This is a genomic window from Micropruina sp. (assembly GCF_027492755.1).
GTDB lineage: Bacteria > Actinomycetota > Actinomycetes > Propionibacteriales > Propionibacteriaceae > Micropruina.
In genome coordinates, this window is sequence record NZ_JAPUED010000089.1 from 1 (window position 1) to 14,957 (window position 14,957).

The 14,957-nt window shown below is 70.3% G+C and carries 13 protein-coding genes; 3 read left to right on the plus strand and 10 right to left on the minus strand.

Going from position 1 to position 14,957, the window contains the following annotated elements; genetic code table 11:
• On the minus strand, positions 1-1,138 hold a 1,138-nt coding region (glmS, locus tag Q0066_RS06075), incomplete at its 3' end, for a glutamine--fructose-6-phosphate transaminase (isomerizing) (protein ID WP_298131089.1).
• Between the two features lie 163 nt (positions 1,139-1,301).
• Between glmS and coaA the strand changes: the two genes are divergently transcribed.
• Positions 1,302-2,258: a type I pantothenate kinase gene (coaA, locus tag Q0066_RS06080; RefSeq protein ID WP_298131114.1), complete on the plus strand. Its 957-nt coding sequence runs from the start codon at positions 1,302-1,304 to the stop codon at positions 2,256-2,258.
• Here the strand turns inward: coaA and Q0066_RS06085 are convergent.
• The 9 genes from Q0066_RS06085 to Q0066_RS06125 all read right to left on the minus strand — a co-directional run bounded on the left by Q0066_RS06085 (position 2,230) and on the right by Q0066_RS06125 (position 11,228).
• Positions 2,230-3,096, minus strand: coding sequence for a metallophosphoesterase (locus Q0066_RS06085; protein ID WP_298131090.1), 867 nt, complete (start codon positions 3,094-3,096; stop codon positions 2,230-2,232). The genes coaA and Q0066_RS06085 overlap by 29 nt on opposite strands.
• The gene (locus tag Q0066_RS06090) at positions 3,093-4,997 is read right to left on the minus strand and encodes a putative nucleotidyltransferase substrate binding domain-containing protein (protein ID WP_298131093.1); all 1,905 of its coding nucleotides are present in this window, start codon (positions 4,995-4,997) and stop codon (positions 3,093-3,095) included. The genes Q0066_RS06085 and Q0066_RS06090 overlap by 4 nt, the downstream gene beginning before the upstream one ends.
• Positions 4,994-5,872 (minus strand): glutamate ABC transporter substrate-binding protein, encoded by an 879-nt coding sequence (locus Q0066_RS06095; RefSeq protein ID WP_298131095.1) that lies wholly within the window; start codon positions 5,870-5,872, stop codon positions 4,994-4,996. Before Q0066_RS06095 ends, Q0066_RS06090 begins: the two co-directional genes overlap by 4 nt.
• A gap of 21 nt (positions 5,873-5,893) precedes the next feature.
• Positions 5,894-7,429 (minus strand): amino acid permease, encoded by a 1,536-nt coding sequence (locus Q0066_RS06100; protein WP_298131097.1) that lies wholly within the window; start codon positions 7,427-7,429, stop codon positions 5,894-5,896.
• Positions 7,430-7,669: 240 nt separating this feature from the next.
• A complete protein-coding gene (gene glmM, locus Q0066_RS06105; protein ID WP_298131098.1) occupies positions 7,670-9,022 on the minus strand; it encodes a phosphoglucosamine mutase in 1,353 nt (450 codons plus the stop codon).
• Positions 9,023-9,029: 7 nt separating this feature from the next.
• Positions 9,030-9,563 carry a 30S ribosomal protein S9 gene (rpsI, locus tag Q0066_RS06110; RefSeq protein ID WP_298131099.1) on the minus strand — a complete coding sequence of 178 codons (534 nt, stop codon included), beginning with the start codon at positions 9,561-9,563 and terminating at the stop codon, positions 9,030-9,032.
• Positions 9,560-10,003, minus strand: coding sequence for a 50S ribosomal protein L13 (gene rplM, locus Q0066_RS06115; protein WP_298131101.1), 444 nt, complete (start codon positions 10,001-10,003; stop codon positions 9,560-9,562). Before rplM ends, rpsI begins: the two co-directional genes overlap by 4 nt.
• Positions 10,004-10,153: 150 nt before the next feature.
• Entirely contained in the window at positions 10,154-10,888 is a 735-nt protein-coding gene (locus Q0066_RS06120) for a hypothetical protein (RefSeq protein ID WP_298131103.1), read from the minus strand.
• Positions 10,881-11,228, minus strand: coding sequence for a PadR family transcriptional regulator (locus Q0066_RS06125; RefSeq protein WP_298131104.1), 348 nt, complete (start codon positions 11,226-11,228; stop codon positions 10,881-10,883). Before Q0066_RS06125 ends, Q0066_RS06120 begins: the two co-directional genes overlap by 8 nt.
• A 137-nt stretch (positions 11,229-11,365) precedes the next feature.
• On the opposite strand from Q0066_RS06125, the gene Q0066_RS06130 reads away from it, so the two are divergent.
• A complete protein-coding gene (locus Q0066_RS06130) occupies positions 11,366-13,471 on the plus strand; it encodes a glycosyltransferase family 39 protein (protein ID WP_298131108.1) in 2,106 nt (701 codons plus the stop codon).
• Positions 13,468-14,715: a dolichyl-phosphate beta-glucosyltransferase gene (locus tag Q0066_RS06135; protein WP_298131110.1), complete on the plus strand. Its 1,248-nt coding sequence runs from the start codon at positions 13,468-13,470 to the stop codon at positions 14,713-14,715. The genes Q0066_RS06130 and Q0066_RS06135 overlap by 4 nt, the downstream gene beginning before the upstream one ends.
• Positions 14,716-14,957: the final 242 nt, after the last annotated feature.

Sequence of the window (14,957 nt, forward strand, 5' to 3'; positions counted from 1 at the left end):
CGTTGGTGTTGCAGATCGCGATCACCTTGGCGCCCTGTTCGCGGGCGTGCCGGATGGCCATCAAGGTGTCCGCGGTCTCGCCGGACTGGCTGAGCGTCACCACCAGTGTCCGCGGGGTGATGATCGGGTCGCGGTAGCGGAACTCGGAGGCGATCTCGACCTCGCAGGCGATCCGCGTCCAGTGCTCGATGGCGTACTTGGCGACCATGCCGGCGTAGTAGGCGGTGCCGCAGGCCACGATGATGATCTTGTCGATCGTGCGCAGTTCCGCTTCGGGGATGTGCAGTTCGTCGAGCTTGAGCGAGCCGTCGTCGTTGTACCGGCCGAGCAGGGTGTCGGCGACCGCCTGCGGCTGCTCGTAGATCTCCTTGCGCATGAACCAGTCGTAGCCCTGCTTCTCGGCGGCGGAGAGATCCCAGGTCACCTCGAACGGGTGCGAGTCGGCCGGAGCCCCGTCGAAGTCGGTGACGGTCACGCTGTCGCGGGTGACGTCGACCACCTGGTCCTGGCCCAGCTCGATGGCCTGCCGGGTGAACTCGATGAACGCCGCGACATCGGAGGCCACGAAGTTCTCGCCCTCGCCGACGCCGACCACCAGCGGCGAGTTGCGGCGGGCGGCGACCAGCCGGCCCGGCTCGGCGGTGTCGATCGCCACCAGGGTGAACGCACCGTGCAGCCGGTTGCAGACGCCGCGCATCGCGTCGGCCAGGTCGGCGCCGTCACCGACCGCCTGACCGACCAGCTGGGCGGCCACTTCGCTGTCGGTTTCGGACCGGAACTCGATGCCCTGGGCCTGCAGCTCGGCGCGCAGCGGGGCGAAGTTCTCGATGATGCCGTTGTGGATCAGCGCCACCCGGCCGTTGGCCGAGACGTGCGGATGCGCGTTGCGGTCGGTCGGGCCGCCGTGGGTGGCCCACCGGGTGTGCCCGATGCCGATCTCGCTGACCGCGATCGGATCGGCCGCGATCTCGGCGTCCAGGTTCGAGATCTTGCCGGCCTTCTTGCGGAAATCGATGGCTCCGTCGGCGATCACCGCCACACCGGCCGAGTCATAACCCCGGTACTCCATCCGGCGAAGCCCCTCGACCACCACCTTGCTGGCATCACGAGGACCGACATAACCGATGATTCCGCACATGGCGCGAACTTTACCGGGGCGGTTCCGGGGCGCCGGACGATGCCCAATCGGGGGTGTGTCGTCGCGGGTTTCCCGGCCCGGCTCGCGCTCCGGCGGGCAGACTGGTGCCCAGCCCAGCCAACGAGGTGCCATGGATCCGAAACCACTGCTGCTTCCGCCCGGAATGCCGTTCTCACCCGAGGACGACCCGTACGGACCCTACGTCGCACTCAGCCGCAGGCAGTGGAGCGAGCTGGCCGAGGCCGTCCCGTGGGAGCTGGACGCCGACACCCTGGCCCGGCTGCGCGGTCTGGGCGACCCGACCGACTCCGACGAGGTGCGGCAGGTCTACCACCCGCTCACCCAGCTGCTGAACCTGTACTGGGAGCGCACCGGCGCGCTGTACGGAACCACCCATGATTTCCTCGGCATCAACCACAAGCAGGTGCCGTTCGTGATCGGCGTGGCCGGCTCGGTCGCGGTCGGCAAGTCGACCACCGCCCGCCTGCTGCAGGAACTGCTGGCCCGCGGGCCGCGGCGTCCGAGGGTCGACCTGGTCACCACCGACGGCTTCCTCTACCCCAACCACATGCTCGAGGCCATGGGCATCGCGCACCGCAAGGGATTCCCGGAGTCCTACGACCGGCAGGCGTTGCTGCAGTTCGTCATCGACGTGAAGTCGGGCAAGTCGGAGGTCACCGCGCCGGTCTATTCGCATCTGTCCTACGACATCGTCCCCGACGAGCGCATCGTGGTCGCCGACCCCGACATCCTGATCGTGGAGGGGCTGAACGTGCTGCAGCCCGCCCGGCGCCGCTCGGACGGCAGCACCGCCCTGGCGGTCAGCGACTTCTTCGACTTCACCGTCTACGTCGACGCCCGGACGGCGTTCATCCGACAGTGGTACATCGACCGCTGGATGGCGCTGCGCTCCACCGCCTTCCGGAATCCGCGGTCGTACTTCCGGCGCTACGCCGACATCTCCGACGCCGACGCGCTGACCACCGCCAGCACCTTCTGGGACACCATCAACGGGCCCAACCTGGAACTCAACATCCGCCCCACTCGCGGACGTGCCACCGCGATCCTGCGCAAGAGCGAGAACCACCAGGTCAGTTGGGTGCGGATCCGGAAGGTGTGACCGGCCCACCCGGCAGTTCGAAGGCACGCCACTGCCGCCTGACTTCGGCACCGTGTCCCGGATCGACCCCGACCAACCGCCCGCCCGGGAGGGTGATCACCACATGCCGGGCGGTGTCGTCGAGCCTTGCCGCCTGCCGCAGGTCGTCGCCGAGGTTCCAGCTGCCCGCCTCCCAGTTGTAGGCGGAACTGTGCCCGTGCACCTGGCTGAACGGCAGTGGGTGGCCCGACCAACTGGCCGCAACCTCGGTACCGGCCGCAGCCCAGACCGGCCCGGCCGCATGATCGGGATCGCGCCAGCCCACCATCGTGCCGGGTTTGAACAGAGCCCGGCCGTTGCGGTGGGCCAGGGCGTTGATGGCGTCGGCGGCGGCCGCGACATCGGACGGCGCACCCAGCACGTCCGCCCAGAAGCCGCGGGTGAGCCCGGCATGGCTGACCAGCAGATCCTCGCCCGCGGCGCGGATCGCCACCGCCGGCCGCATCCGTCCACTGGTCCACCAGTTGCGCAGCACCGCGACAGTGCCGCGCGGCACCCGTTCGGGCCAGCTGAACTGCTTGCGCCGCAGGTAGAACGCCTCGTGATTGCCGACCAGCTGGATCCACCGGTCGGGATCGGCCCGCAGATGCCGGTCGACCAGGGCGACCACGCCCGCCGAATCGGGCCCGCGGTGGATCAGGTCACCGACCTGGACGACCAGCAGATCCGGCGGCAGCGGACCGTCCCCCTCGCCGGGAACGCCGAGCCGGGCCAGCTCGGCGCGCAGCGCGTCGACGTGCCCGCCGACGTCTCCGATCACCGCCAGCCGCTGTCCCGGCGGCACCCGTAGCAGGCTCATCGCCAGTCGTCGGCGTCCGGTTGCGGATCGGGCCGCCCCCAGTCCTCCGGGTTCTCGTAGCGGGACAGGTTGGCCATCCGCTGCTGCACCGTCGCGATCTCCCGGACGGCGCGCGCGATGATGCTGCGATCGATCGCCGAGATCCGGTCCAGCCGGATCCGGTCGGTGGCGGGCCGGCCGCGCTCCACCTGGTGGAGTTGGCGACGCAACCGGATCGCCTGCAGCACCTCGAACACCTCGACCAGGGTCGCCGCCTGCCGCGCCGGCAGGATCGACGAGCCGGCCGCGGCCCGGAGCCGTTCGGTGGTCGGCAGCGCCGTGGAGCCGACGGTGAGGGCCGCCCAGCGGGCCAGGTTGACGATCGGCAGCAGGGCATAGCGTTTGATGTCGAAGGCGTCGCGTCCCGGGAAGACCCGCAGCAACGGACGCAGCCTGGCACGCTTGGCCAGCGATTCCTCCAGCAACATGCGCATGCTGGCCGGGTGGGCCCGCAGTTCGGTGACCATGCGAGCGACCGCCGGCACGTCGTGAGCGCCCATGATGGGCCGGGCGTCGAGCAGCAGCGAGACCATCATCGCCGCATTGTTGCGGCTCGGATCGTCCAGCCATTCCCGGGCGATCTTCTCCCAGGAGGCGCTGCTGCGGGCGAACAGCTTGTGCGCGGCGGTGGCGCCGTGCCCGTCGCCGGTCAGGCCGGCCCGGGCCAGCGAACCGATCACCTCCAGGAAGACCTCCCGGTAGCGGTCGATCTCGTCCTGCGGCAGCGGCTCGTGGAACGCCACGGCGCAGTCGACGTCCGAGCTGAGCGTCGATTCGCGGCGTCCGTTGCTGCCCAGCGACAGCCAGGTGAAGGCGTCCAGCGACACCTCGGGATGCGCCGCGAAGGTCAGCTCGAGCATCCGCCGGGTGACCGCGTCGACCAGCGCCGAGTAGACGCTGAGCACCCCGGCCGCCCCGAGTCCGCCGGCCAGCAGGTCGGCGAGCAGCCCGGGCAGCCGGCGGGCATGCTGCACCAGTGTCGCCACGTCGTGGGCGCGCTCGATGCGTTCATGCACCACCAGGCCGGGGGTGACGGGAGAACCGAGGAAGTCGCGGGCCTCGACCGCCCCCGTCACCCCGCCGTCCGGCCCGGTGATCAGCACATGGTCGGATCGGACGTCGTCGAGCAGCAGGATCAGCGCCTCCGCCGCGGAGGCGTCCCCGGGCAGCCGGGGCAGGTCGGTGGCCGCCACCCCGCCGACCGGGCGCTCGGTGGACAAGCCGGCCGCCAGCACCCGCTCGCGCAGCGTCCGGTCGGTGACCACGCCGAGGTCGCCGTCGGACAACCGGACGCCGGCCAGGCCCGTCCGCGCCATCGCCAGCGCCGCCTCGCGCACGCTGATCGTGCCGGGCACGATCACCAGCGGCGCCATGGCCAGTTCGTCGACCCGCAACCGGTCCCCCGGCTCGGACAACTCCGCGGGGGCCAGCAGGCCGCGGGTGGGCACGGCTCCCACCGCCGTCTCCGGTAGCGCCGCGGCCGCTTGGTCGGCCGGCACCCGCACCACCCGGACGGGCCCGTCGGCGACCGCCAGCGGACCGATCGCCTTGCCGGTCAGGGTGGCGTCGAGGCCGAACACCTCGCCGGCGCCGCAGATCATGTCGGGCGCGTCCGGGTCGTGCGGCCGCGCGGCGTCCCGCCAGACCCGGACGCGGCCGGCGACCACCACCAGCACCTCGCTGGGCGGTGCCCGGAAGGCGTCCAGGATCAACTCGCCGGCCCGGTACTCGGCGATCCTTGCCTGGGCGGCCAGCGCCTCGATCGTGTGGGTGTCGAGGTCGGCGAACGGCGGCGTCGCGGCCAGCGCCGCCATCGCCCGGACGAGGACGACGCGGTCCCCCTCGGAGCGGGTTTCGGTCACTTCCCAGGCGTCGGCGGATCGGGGATCTTGTAGCCGGACGGCCCCACGTTGCGCTCCAGCGACGCCTTCCACGAGCCGTCGGCGATGTAGCTGGTGAGCGCCTGGTTCACCTGGGTGACCAGTTGTCCCGAGCCCTTGGGCATCGCGATGCCGTACGGCTCGTCGGAGAAGCCCTTGTTGAGTACCCGCAGCACGCCCTTATTGGCCGGCAGCGCCGCGAAACCGGCCAGGATGATGTCGTCGGTGGTCACCGCGTCGACATCACCGGTGGTCAGCCGCTTCACGCACTCCGAGAACGTGTTGGGCTGCACCAGCGCGACATCGCCCTGGTAGCGGTTCAGCACGTTCTGCGCCGAGGTGGTGTTGGCGGCGGCGCACAACGTGCGGCCCTTCAACCGGTCGGGCCCGGTCAACTCCTCGTCGTTGCGCCGGACCAGCAGGTCCTGATGGGCCACGAAGTAGGGGCCGGCGAAGTCCACCCGCCGCTTGCGGTCCTCGGTGATCGTGTAGCTGGACAGCACCAGGTCGACCTTGCCGTCCTCGATCAGCCGCTCGCGGTCGACCGGGTCGGCCTTCACCCAGGTGATCGACTCGGCCGGCACCCCGAGTGCCTTCGCGATGTAGGTGGCGGTGTCGACGTCGAAGCCCTTGGCGTCTTTGCCCACGGTCACCCCGTCCGACTCGCCGGCCTCGCTCGCGGTGCCCACGCCGGGCTGATCGAACGAGATGCCGATCCGCAGCTTGCTGAACGTGGTCGCCCCGGCGATCGGGGTGGGGTCCTTGATCTCGCCCGGGCTGGAACAGCCGGCCAGGACCAGGCCGAGGGTCGCCACGGCGCCGAACAACCGGGCCAGGGGGGAAAGCCTGCTACGCATCTGTCGGAACTCCTTCCGGCCTCAGTGGCTCGGGGTGTCGGCGTCGGGATCGGCGACGGTGGCGTCGCCGTAGCGGGGTCCGGTGTCGGTCCAGACCGACTCGATCCGGCCGCCGGTGTTGGCGATCACCCGAGGCTTCACCAGCCGCCAGCCGAGCGCCAGCAGCGCACTCAGCACCGGGATGCCGAAGACCACCACCAGGAAGTTGATCTTGTGCAGCAGGTCGGGCGCGCTCTGCCAGCCGGAGACCGCGATGCCGACGAGCACGAACACCAGGAAGCCCAGACCGATGTACGAGGTGTACGGGGAGCCGGGCGCCGGGAACGGTGTGGGCGGCACCACGCCCTTGTCGATCAACTGTCTCAGCCTGATCTGGCAGCTGAAGATCGTCGCCCAGGTGAACACGATCATGATCGCGGTGGCCTCCAGGGCCAGTTCGAAGGCGTTCGGCACGAAGGCGTTCAACACCGCACCCAGCGCCATCACGGCCGCGGTCATCACGATGCCCGCCCACGGCACGCCGGACTTGCTCATCTTCAGCGTGAAGGCCGGGGCCTGCTTCGACATGCCGAGGCTGCGCAGCACCCGTCCGGTGGAGTACATGCCGGCGTTCAGGCTGGACATCGCGGCGACGATCAGGATGGCCTGGATCGCCGCGCTCATCCAGTCCATGCCGAGTCGCTCGAAGACGGTGACGAACGGGCTGATGCCGGGCTTGTAGTCCTCGGTGGGCAGCATCGAGACCAGCAGCAGCAGCGAGCCGACGTAGAAGACGGCGATCCGCATGATGACGGCGTTGACGGCCTTGGGCACCTCGCGGGCCGGGTTCTGCATCTCGCCCGCGGCCACGCCGACCATCTCGATCGCGGCGTAGGCGAACACCACGCCCGACATCACCAGCAGCGGGCCGTACCAGACGTAGGGCGCCTCGGTCGGCCAGAAGCCGCCGGGGTTGGTCCACAGGTTCTGGAAGCCGGCCTTGTGCCCGCCGATGTCGAACTGGCCGACGACCACGACCGTGCCGACCACCAGGAAGACGCCGATGGCGCCCACCTTGAGGATGGCGGCCCAGAACTCGAACTCGCCGAACGCCTTGGCCGACATCAGGTTCACCGCCAGTACCACGACCAGCCCGATCAGCACGGTGATCCAGGTGTCCAGCGTCGGGAACCAGAACTGCATGTAGAGCCCGACCGCGGACAGGTCGGCGATGCCGGTCAGCGCCCAGTTCATCCAGTAGATCCAGCCGGTGGTGAACGCCCACTTCTCACCGAAGAACTCACGCATGTACGACACGAAGGCCCCGGACGTGGGCCGGTGCAGCACCAGCTCACCCAGCGCCCGCATCAGGAAGTAGGCGATCAGACCGACGAACGCGTAGCTCAGCACCAGCGCCGGGCCGGTGTTGTGCAGCCGCGAGGCCGATCCGAGGAACAGGCCGGTGCCGATGGCACCGCCGATCGCGATCATCTGGACGTGGCGACGTCCGAGGGTCTGCTTATAGCCGACCTGCTCGGCGTCGAGCGCCGATAGTTGCGGCGACTTGGTGTCGGTCATCTGACTCAATCCTCGGAAGAAAACAGCGATCCGTGAGCCACCGGCCGAGGAGAAGGACCGTGGGGACGGCCGGGGGCGCTTTCGGTTGCTGGAACCCTGCCAGCCGAGCGGCGCGCCCGCAAGCACTTCTATGGAGAATTCTGGCCCGAACGCGAAAACGTAACTTCCGCGGACGCTCGCCGCAGGATTTCCTCAGAGACGCCACGCACCCCGGTTCCCCGAGGTGCCGGGACCCGGCTGTTACAGCGCGAGCCGGTCGCGCACCACGCCGACCAGGCGTTCGGCGATCTGCTGGGCCTGGTCGTGGCTGGCCGCCTCGACCATCACCCGGACCAGCGGCTCTGTCCCGGACGGCCGCAGCAGCACCCGTCCGCTCTCGCCCAACTCACGTCCGGCGGCGGTGACGGCCTGCTGCAGCACCGGGTCGAGCCCGGCGCGCACCTTGTTCACGTTCGGCACGTTGATCATCACCTGCGGCAGCCGGGTCATCACCGACGCCAATTCGGCGAGCGACTTGCCGGTGCGAGCCATCCGGGCGGCCAGATGCAACGCGGTCAGCACACCGTCGCCGGTGGTGGCGAATTCGCTCATGATCACGTGGCCGGACTGCTCGCCGCCCAGGGTGAAGCCGTTGGCGTTCATCGACTCGAGCACGTAGCGGTCGCCCACCTTGGTCTGATCGACCCGGACGCCGTGGGCGCGCATCGCCAGGATGAAGCCGAGGTTGCTCATCACCGTGGCCACCACGGTGTCGCTGTGCAGCGCGTGGCTCTCTTTCATGGCCAGCGCCAGGATCGCCAGGATCTGGTCGCCGTCGACGATCGCACCGTCGGCGTCGACCGCCAGGCAGCGGTCGGCGTCGCCGTCCAGGCCGATGCCGAGATCGGCGCCGTGGGAAAGCACCGCCTCCTGCAGCGAGCCCAGGTGGGTGGAGCCGCAGTTGTCGTTGATGTTCAGGCCGTCGGGATCGGCGTGCAGCGGGATCACCGTCGCACCCTGGGCGTCGAAGGCCGCCAGGGCGGTCAGCGAGGCGGCGCCGTTGGCGGTGTCGATGACCACTTTGAGCGGCGCCAGCGAGGCGTCCTGACCGAGGCTGGAGACCAAGTGGGCGACGTAGCCCTCGACCGCACCCAGGTCGTCGCGGACGCGTCCGACATCGGCACCGGTGGGCCGGGTCCAGGATTCGCCGAGCCGCTGCTCGATGGCGTCCTCGACGGTGTCGTCGAGTTTCACGCCGCCGCGGGAGAAGAACTTGATGCCGTTGTCGGGCATCGGGTTGTGGCTGGCCGACAGCATCACGCCCAGATCGGCGTCCAGCGCACCGGTCAGGTAGGCCACACCGGGGGTGGGCACCACGCCGAGCCGGATCACGTCCACGCCGGCCGAGGCCAGGCCCGCGACCACCGCCGCCTCGAGGAACTCTCCCGAGGCTCGGGTGTCGCGGCCCACCACAGCGAACGGCCGACGGCCCTCGAACACGCCCGCCTCGCCCAGCACGTGGGCGGCGGCGACGGCGAGGTCGAGGGCCAGTTCGGCGGTCAGCTCGGCATTGGCTCGTCCACGGACACCGTCCGTTCCGAAAAGCCTTGCCATGCGCCGATCAGCGCTTGCTGTACTGCGGAGCCTTGCGGGCCTTCTTGAGGCCGGCCTTCTTGCGCTCCTTGACGCGGGCGTCGCGGGTCAGCAGTCCGGCCTTCTTCAGGGCCGGACGTGAGGCCTCTTCGTCCACGGCGTTGAGCGCCCGGGCGATGCCGAGCCGCAGCGCACCGGCCTGGCCGGTCACACCGCCGCCGACGATCTTGGCGACCACGTCGTAGGCGCCGGCGACCGCTGCGGTCTCGAACGGCTCGTTGACGGTCTGCTGGTGCAGCTTGTTCGGGAAGTACTCCTCCAGCGCGCGGCCGTTGATCTTCCACTGGCCGGTGCCCGGGGTGAGCCGGACGCGGGCGATGGCCTCCTTGCGGCGACCGGTGGCATCGGCCGGCCCGATCACGGCGGGGCGCTCGCCCGGGGCTGCGGACGACGGGGCCGCCTCGGCGCGGTAGGCGATCTCGCGCTCACCCTCGGTGAACGGGGCGAACTCCTCGGTGGTGGTCTCCACGGTCTCGGTCACGGTGCTTCCTTCGGCTCTCACTGAGCGATCTGGGTGATCTGGTACGGCTGCGGCTGCTGGGCGGCGTGCGGGTGCTCGGGGCCCGCGTACACCTTCAGCTTGCTGAGCAGCTGACGGCTGAGCTTGTTCTTGGGCAGCATGCCCCACACGGCACGCTCGACGGCGGCGCGCGGATCCTTGTCCAGCAGCTCGCCGTAGGGCACCGACTTGAGGCCGCCCGGACGCCCGGAGTGCCGGTGCGCGAGCTTGGCCGTCCGCTTGTTGCCGGTCAGGGCGATCTTGGAGGCGTTCACCACGACAACGAAGTCACCGGTGTCCACGTGCGGCGCGAACTGCGCCTTGTGCTTGCCACGCAGGAGCGTGGCGGCGGTGACGGCCAGCCGTCCGAGAACGACATCGGAGGCATCGATCACATGCCAGTTCCGGGTGATTTCACCCGACTTGGGGCTGTACGTAGACACGCTCGTGGACCACTTCCATAGGTAGCTGTTCTGTCGGCAGTGCGGGATCTGCTCAGGCAGACCACAGCGCAACAGCGATTTAGGTTACCCGCCCGTCCGGGGGTGGGTCAAAACGAGCCGGCGGACGGGCTTCCCGGGCTTGTCAGGGCCTCAGAGCAGCGAGAGCAATCCTGCCAGGAACACCGTCGCCACCGGGACCGGCAGGGCCGTCCAGGCCCAATGCCGCACGCCGGGGCGCGGCAGCCTACTGCCCGGGACGGGCGAGCTGACCACGTCGGGCTCGGTCGCGTCGGAGCGGACCGCAACCCAGGTGCCGAGCGCCAGGGCGAGCAGGCCGATCACCAGCATCAGCGGCCGGGGCAGCTCGAACAACCCCTGGTCGAGGCCGAGCCGTCCCGCCGCGATCAGGCCTGCGGCAACCGCAGCCAGGATCAGCATGGTGGCCAGGAACACCACGACCGGACGCTCGACGATCGCCCGCAGCACCCGGTCACCGAGAGCCACCACGACCACCGGGAGCAACGCCGCGACGACCAGGCCGGCCAGCAGGGTCGTCGTGACGCCGACCGCGTCCGGGCCCCACGGCATGGCGGCGACGACGGCGACCAGGCCGAACAGCTGGATCAGGGTGGGGACGACCCCCTTGAGGGTCGCCGTCCTCGACTGCTCCGGCTCAGCCGGCAGGCCGAGCGAACGGGCGTACTCGACCGGGTCGCCGAACGCCTCCTCGGCGCCCTGGCCGCTGTCGACGACATGCGCTTCGACCTCGGCCAGCGCGGCACCGATCCGGTCACCGGACACCCCCTGCAGCCGTAGCTCCAGCAGCATCGCCTCCACCCAGCCGGCTTCCACATGGGGCGCGATGGCCCCGCGGATCTCAGTCATGGACTCTCTCCTTCTCGTTCGTGATGGCGGTGACGGTGTCGGCGAATGCACGCCACTGCACCCGGCGCCGGTCCAGCTCCAGCAGCCCGGCGTCGGTGAGCGCGTAGTACTTGCGACCCGGGCCGGATTCGCCGGCCCGCCACTCGACCCGGACCAGTCCGGCCTGCTCGAAGCGGGCCAGCAGCGGGTAGAGGGTGCCGCCCTTCACCACGCCGAGGCCTGCTTCGGCGAGTTCGCTGGCGATTGCGTAGCCGTAGGTCTCACCGCGGGCGATGACAGCCAGGGCACACATCTCCAGCGCTCCCCTGAGCCACTCGGTGGGCCATCCGCTCTCGGTCATAAGTAGATGGTACGACTATCTAGTCAGTCGCGCAACATAGATGGGTGAGCGATTTAGATCGTCGGCGAATTTCCCTCACAAGCGCCCCACAGGCACCCCTCAGAGGGCCAACAGCGCCGTGGTCGAGCGTGGTGGACATGACGACGACAACCCTCGTGCCCCCGGCTGCCGCGGCGACCGCCGGCTCATCGGGCCTCAACTCCCAGCCGCTGTCGCCACTGATCAGACGTGGATCGCTGGCACTCACCCTGCTGGCGGTGGCCGCCCTCTACACCTGGAACCTGGCAGCGTCGGGCTGGGCGAACTCGTTCTACTCGGCCGCGGTGCAGGCCGGCACGCAGTCCTGGACGGCGTTCTTCTACGGCTCACTGGACGCCGGGAACTCGATCACCGTCGACAAGACGCCGGCGTCGCTGTGGCTGATGGAGCTGTCGGCGCGGGTCTTCGGATTGAGCCCGTGGAGCATCCTGCTGCCGCAGGCCCTGCTCGGGGTGGCGTCCGCCTGGATCCTGTACGGCACGGTGCGGCGCTCGCTGGCCCGCGGCGGGTCGGTGCGGCGCTCGCACTGGGCAGGGATCGTCGCGGCGCTGGCCTTCGCGCTCACCCCGGCAGCCACCCTGATGTTCCGGTTCAACAACCCGGACGCCCTGATGGTGTTCTGCTACGTGGCGGCCGCGGCGCTGACCCTGCGGGCCGCCGAGACGGCGTCCCGGTGGAGGCTGGCGGCCGCCGGCGCGCTGATCGGGCTGGGTTTCCTGGCCAAGATGCTGCAGGCCTTCGTCATCCTGCCCTCGCTGGTGCTGGCCTACGCGATCGGCGCCCCGGCGTCCTGGCGGAAGAAGGTCGTCGACCTGCTCACCGCGTTCTGCGCCATGGTGCTGGCCTTCGGCTGGTGGGTGGCGATCGTCGAACTGGTGCCTGAGTCGTGGCGTCCCTACATCGGCGGCTCGCAGACCAACTCGATCCTGGAACTGACCTTCGGCTACAACGGCCTGGGCCGGCTGAACGGCAACGAGACCGGCTCGGTCGGTGGCACGTCCGGACGCTGGGGACAGCTGGGCCTGCTGCGGATGTTCACCACCGTCTCGGGCGAGATGGTGTCGTGGCTGATCCCGGCGGCGCTGCTGCTCGGCGTGGCCGCGCTGGCGCTGCTCGGACGCCGTGGCTGGGCGACCACGTTCCGGGCCGGCGTCGAGACCCATCGCACCCGGGTCAACGCGGCGTTGGCGCTGTTCGGCAGCTGGCTGGTGATCAACACGCTGGTGTTCAGCTTCATGGCCGGCATCTACCACGACTACTACACGGTGGCACTGGCCCCGGCGATCGGCGGCACCCTGGCGCTGGGCGGCGCGGTGGCCTGGACCTATCGGCGGACCTGGCTGGGCCGCGGGGCGCTGGCTCTGGCCGCGGTGGCCACCGGAGTCTGGGGCGTCGCACTGGCCTCGGTCGCAGGCGGGATCTACTTGTGGATCTCGATCGCCGCGGCCGCGGTGCTGGTCGGTTGCGCGGCGGTGTTCCTGTTCGGGCGGACCGTGCTGCGGTCGCTGCAGACGGCGGCGATCTCCGCCGCCGTCATCGCGGGACTGGCCAGCCCGGCCGCCTACTCGGTGAACACCGCCGCCACCCCGCACACCGGTTCGATCGTCACCGCGGGACCTGCCCGCACCGGGATCGCGGGCGGCAACGGTGGCCCCGGTGGCGGTGGCCAGGGCGGGGGACGTCCGGGCGGCTTCGGGCAGGGACAGACCGGGCAGGGACAGACCGGGCAGGGGCCGCAGGGCACCCAGCCCGGCGGCACCAGCCAGGGTCAGCCCGGCGGTACCACTGGCACCGGGAATGACGGCGCCGGCTTCGGCGGCGGCCGGGGTGGCGGCGCGGGCGGCCTGCTGAACGGCGCCTCGGTGTCGTCCGAGCTGCTCACCGCGCTGCAGGCGAACGCGTCCGAGTACACCTGGGTGGCGGCCACCACCGGTGCCCAGAACGCCGCCAGCTACCAGCTGGCCAGCGGGTATCCGGTGATGGCGATCGGCGGCTTCAACGGCTCCGACCCGTCCCCGACGCTGGCGCAGTTCCAGGAGTGGGTGGCGCAGGGCAAGGTGCACTACTTCATCGGCGGCGGCAACTTCGGCGGCCAGAACGGCGGCAGCCAGGCGGCGTCCGAGATCGCCACCTGGGTGCAGCAGAACTACACCGCGACGACGGTCGGCAACACCACCGTCTACGACCTGACGGCGGCGAAGTGAGCACCGCGATGACCCTGGCCGACGACACCACGCGCGGACGGCATCCACTGCCCGCCCGGTTGGCCAGCGTCGAGATCGTCATCCCGGTGTACAACGAGGCGGCCGACCTGGAGCGTTCGATCCGGCGGCTCACCGGCTTCCTGGACGACGCCCTGCCCTACCGGCACCAGGTGACCATCGCCGACAACGCGTCCACCGACGACACCCTGGCGATCGCCCAGCGGCTCTCGGTCGATCTCGACGGCGTCCGCGTCGTGCACCTGGACGCCAAGGGTCGCGGACGAGCCCTGAAGCAGACCTGGCTGGCCAGTGACGCCGACGTCGTCGCCTACATGGACGTCGACCTGTCGACCGACCTGAGCGCGCTGTTGCCGCTGCTCGCTCCCCTGGTCAGCGGGCACTCGGACGTGGCGATCGGCAGCCGGCTGGCCCGCGGTTCGCGGGTGGCGCGCGGGCCGAAGCGGGAGTTCATCTCGCGGACCTACAACCTGATCCTGCGCGGCGCGCTGCGGGTGTCGTTCAGCGACGCCCAATGCGGCTTCAAGGCGATGCGGGCCGACGTGGCGAGGCGGCTGCTGCCGTTGGTCGAGGACACCAACTGGTTCTTCGACACCGAACTGCTGGTGCTCGCCCAGCGGTCCGGGCTACGGATCCACGAGGTGCCGGTGGACTGGATCGACGACCCGGGCACCACCGTCGACATCGTCGCCACCGCGACCGAGGACCTGCGCGGCGTGTGGCGGCTGCTGCGCGGGCTGACCACCGGACGGATCCCGATCGGTGCGGTGCGCGCCGAGCTGGCCCGCCCGCCGATGAGCTCGCCGTCGGGCGGCGCGGTGGCCGGTGTGCCGGCCGGGCTGTTCGGGCAGCTGATCCGGTTCGGAGCGATCGGCGTGGCATCGACCGTTGCCTACGCGGTGCTGTACCTGCTGCTGCGGGTCGTTCTCGACGCGCAGGCGGCGAATCTGGTCGCCCTGGCGGTCACCGCGGTGGCGAACACCGCCGCGAACCGGGTGATCACTTTCGGCGTTCGTGGCGCGGACGGCCTGGTCACCCACCACGCCACCGGCCTGCTCGCCTTCGTGGTCGCGCTCGGTTTGACCGGCGGCTCGCTCGCCGCACTGCACCTGATGGTTCCGGACGCCGCCCGCTGGCTCGAGTTGCTCGTCCTGGCCGTCGCCAATGCGGTGGCGACCGGGGTGCGATTCGTGGCCCTGAAGCTGGTGATGGCAAGCTCGCCCTGATCCACCGCCCGTCGAAACCCAGCCACCGCCGGTCGAGCTTGTCGAGACCCAGCCACCGCTGGCCGAGCTTGTCGAGACCCGGGTGATGTGATTTCGACAAGCTCAATCACCGGTGGTCGAGTTTGTCGAGACCCAGCCACCGCCGGCGAGCTTGTCGAGACCCCCAAACCGAAGGAGAGCCCAATGCCACAGCGACGCGGAATCGTGGTCGTCACCGGGGTCGGCCGCTCCCGTGGGATCGG

What these genes read in the sequence shown, in the direction of transcription:
- coaA (WP_298131114.1), top strand. Translation starts at nt 1,302, where the DNA reads ATGCCGTTCTCACCCGAGGACGACCCGTACGGACCCTACGTCGCACTC.
- Q0066_RS06085 (WP_298131090.1), bottom strand. Translation starts at nt 3,096, where the DNA reads ATGAGCCTGCTACGGGTGCCGCCGGGACAGCGGCTGGCGGTGATCGGA.
- Q0066_RS06095 (WP_298131095.1), bottom strand. Translation starts at nt 5,872, where the DNA reads ATGCGTAGCAGGCTTTCCCCCCTGGCCCGGTTGTTCGGCGCCGTGGCG.
- Q0066_RS06100 (WP_298131097.1), bottom strand. Translation starts at nt 7,429, where the DNA reads ATGACCGACACCAAGTCGCCGCAACTATCGGCGCTCGACGCCGAGCAG.
- glmM (WP_298131098.1), bottom strand. Translation starts at nt 9,022, where the DNA reads ATGGCAAGGCTTTTCGGAACGGACGGTGTCCGTGGACGAGCCAATGCC.
- Q0066_RS06120 (WP_298131103.1), bottom strand. Translation starts at nt 10,888, where the DNA reads ATGACTGAGATCCGCGGGGCCATCGCGCCCCATGTGGAAGCCGGCTGG.
- Q0066_RS06125 (WP_298131104.1), bottom strand. Translation starts at nt 11,228, where the DNA reads ATGACCGAGAGCGGATGGCCCACCGAGTGGCTCAGGGGAGCGCTGGAG.
- Q0066_RS06130 (WP_298131108.1), top strand. Translation starts at nt 11,366, where the DNA reads ATGACGACGACAACCCTCGTGCCCCCGGCTGCCGCGGCGACCGCCGGC.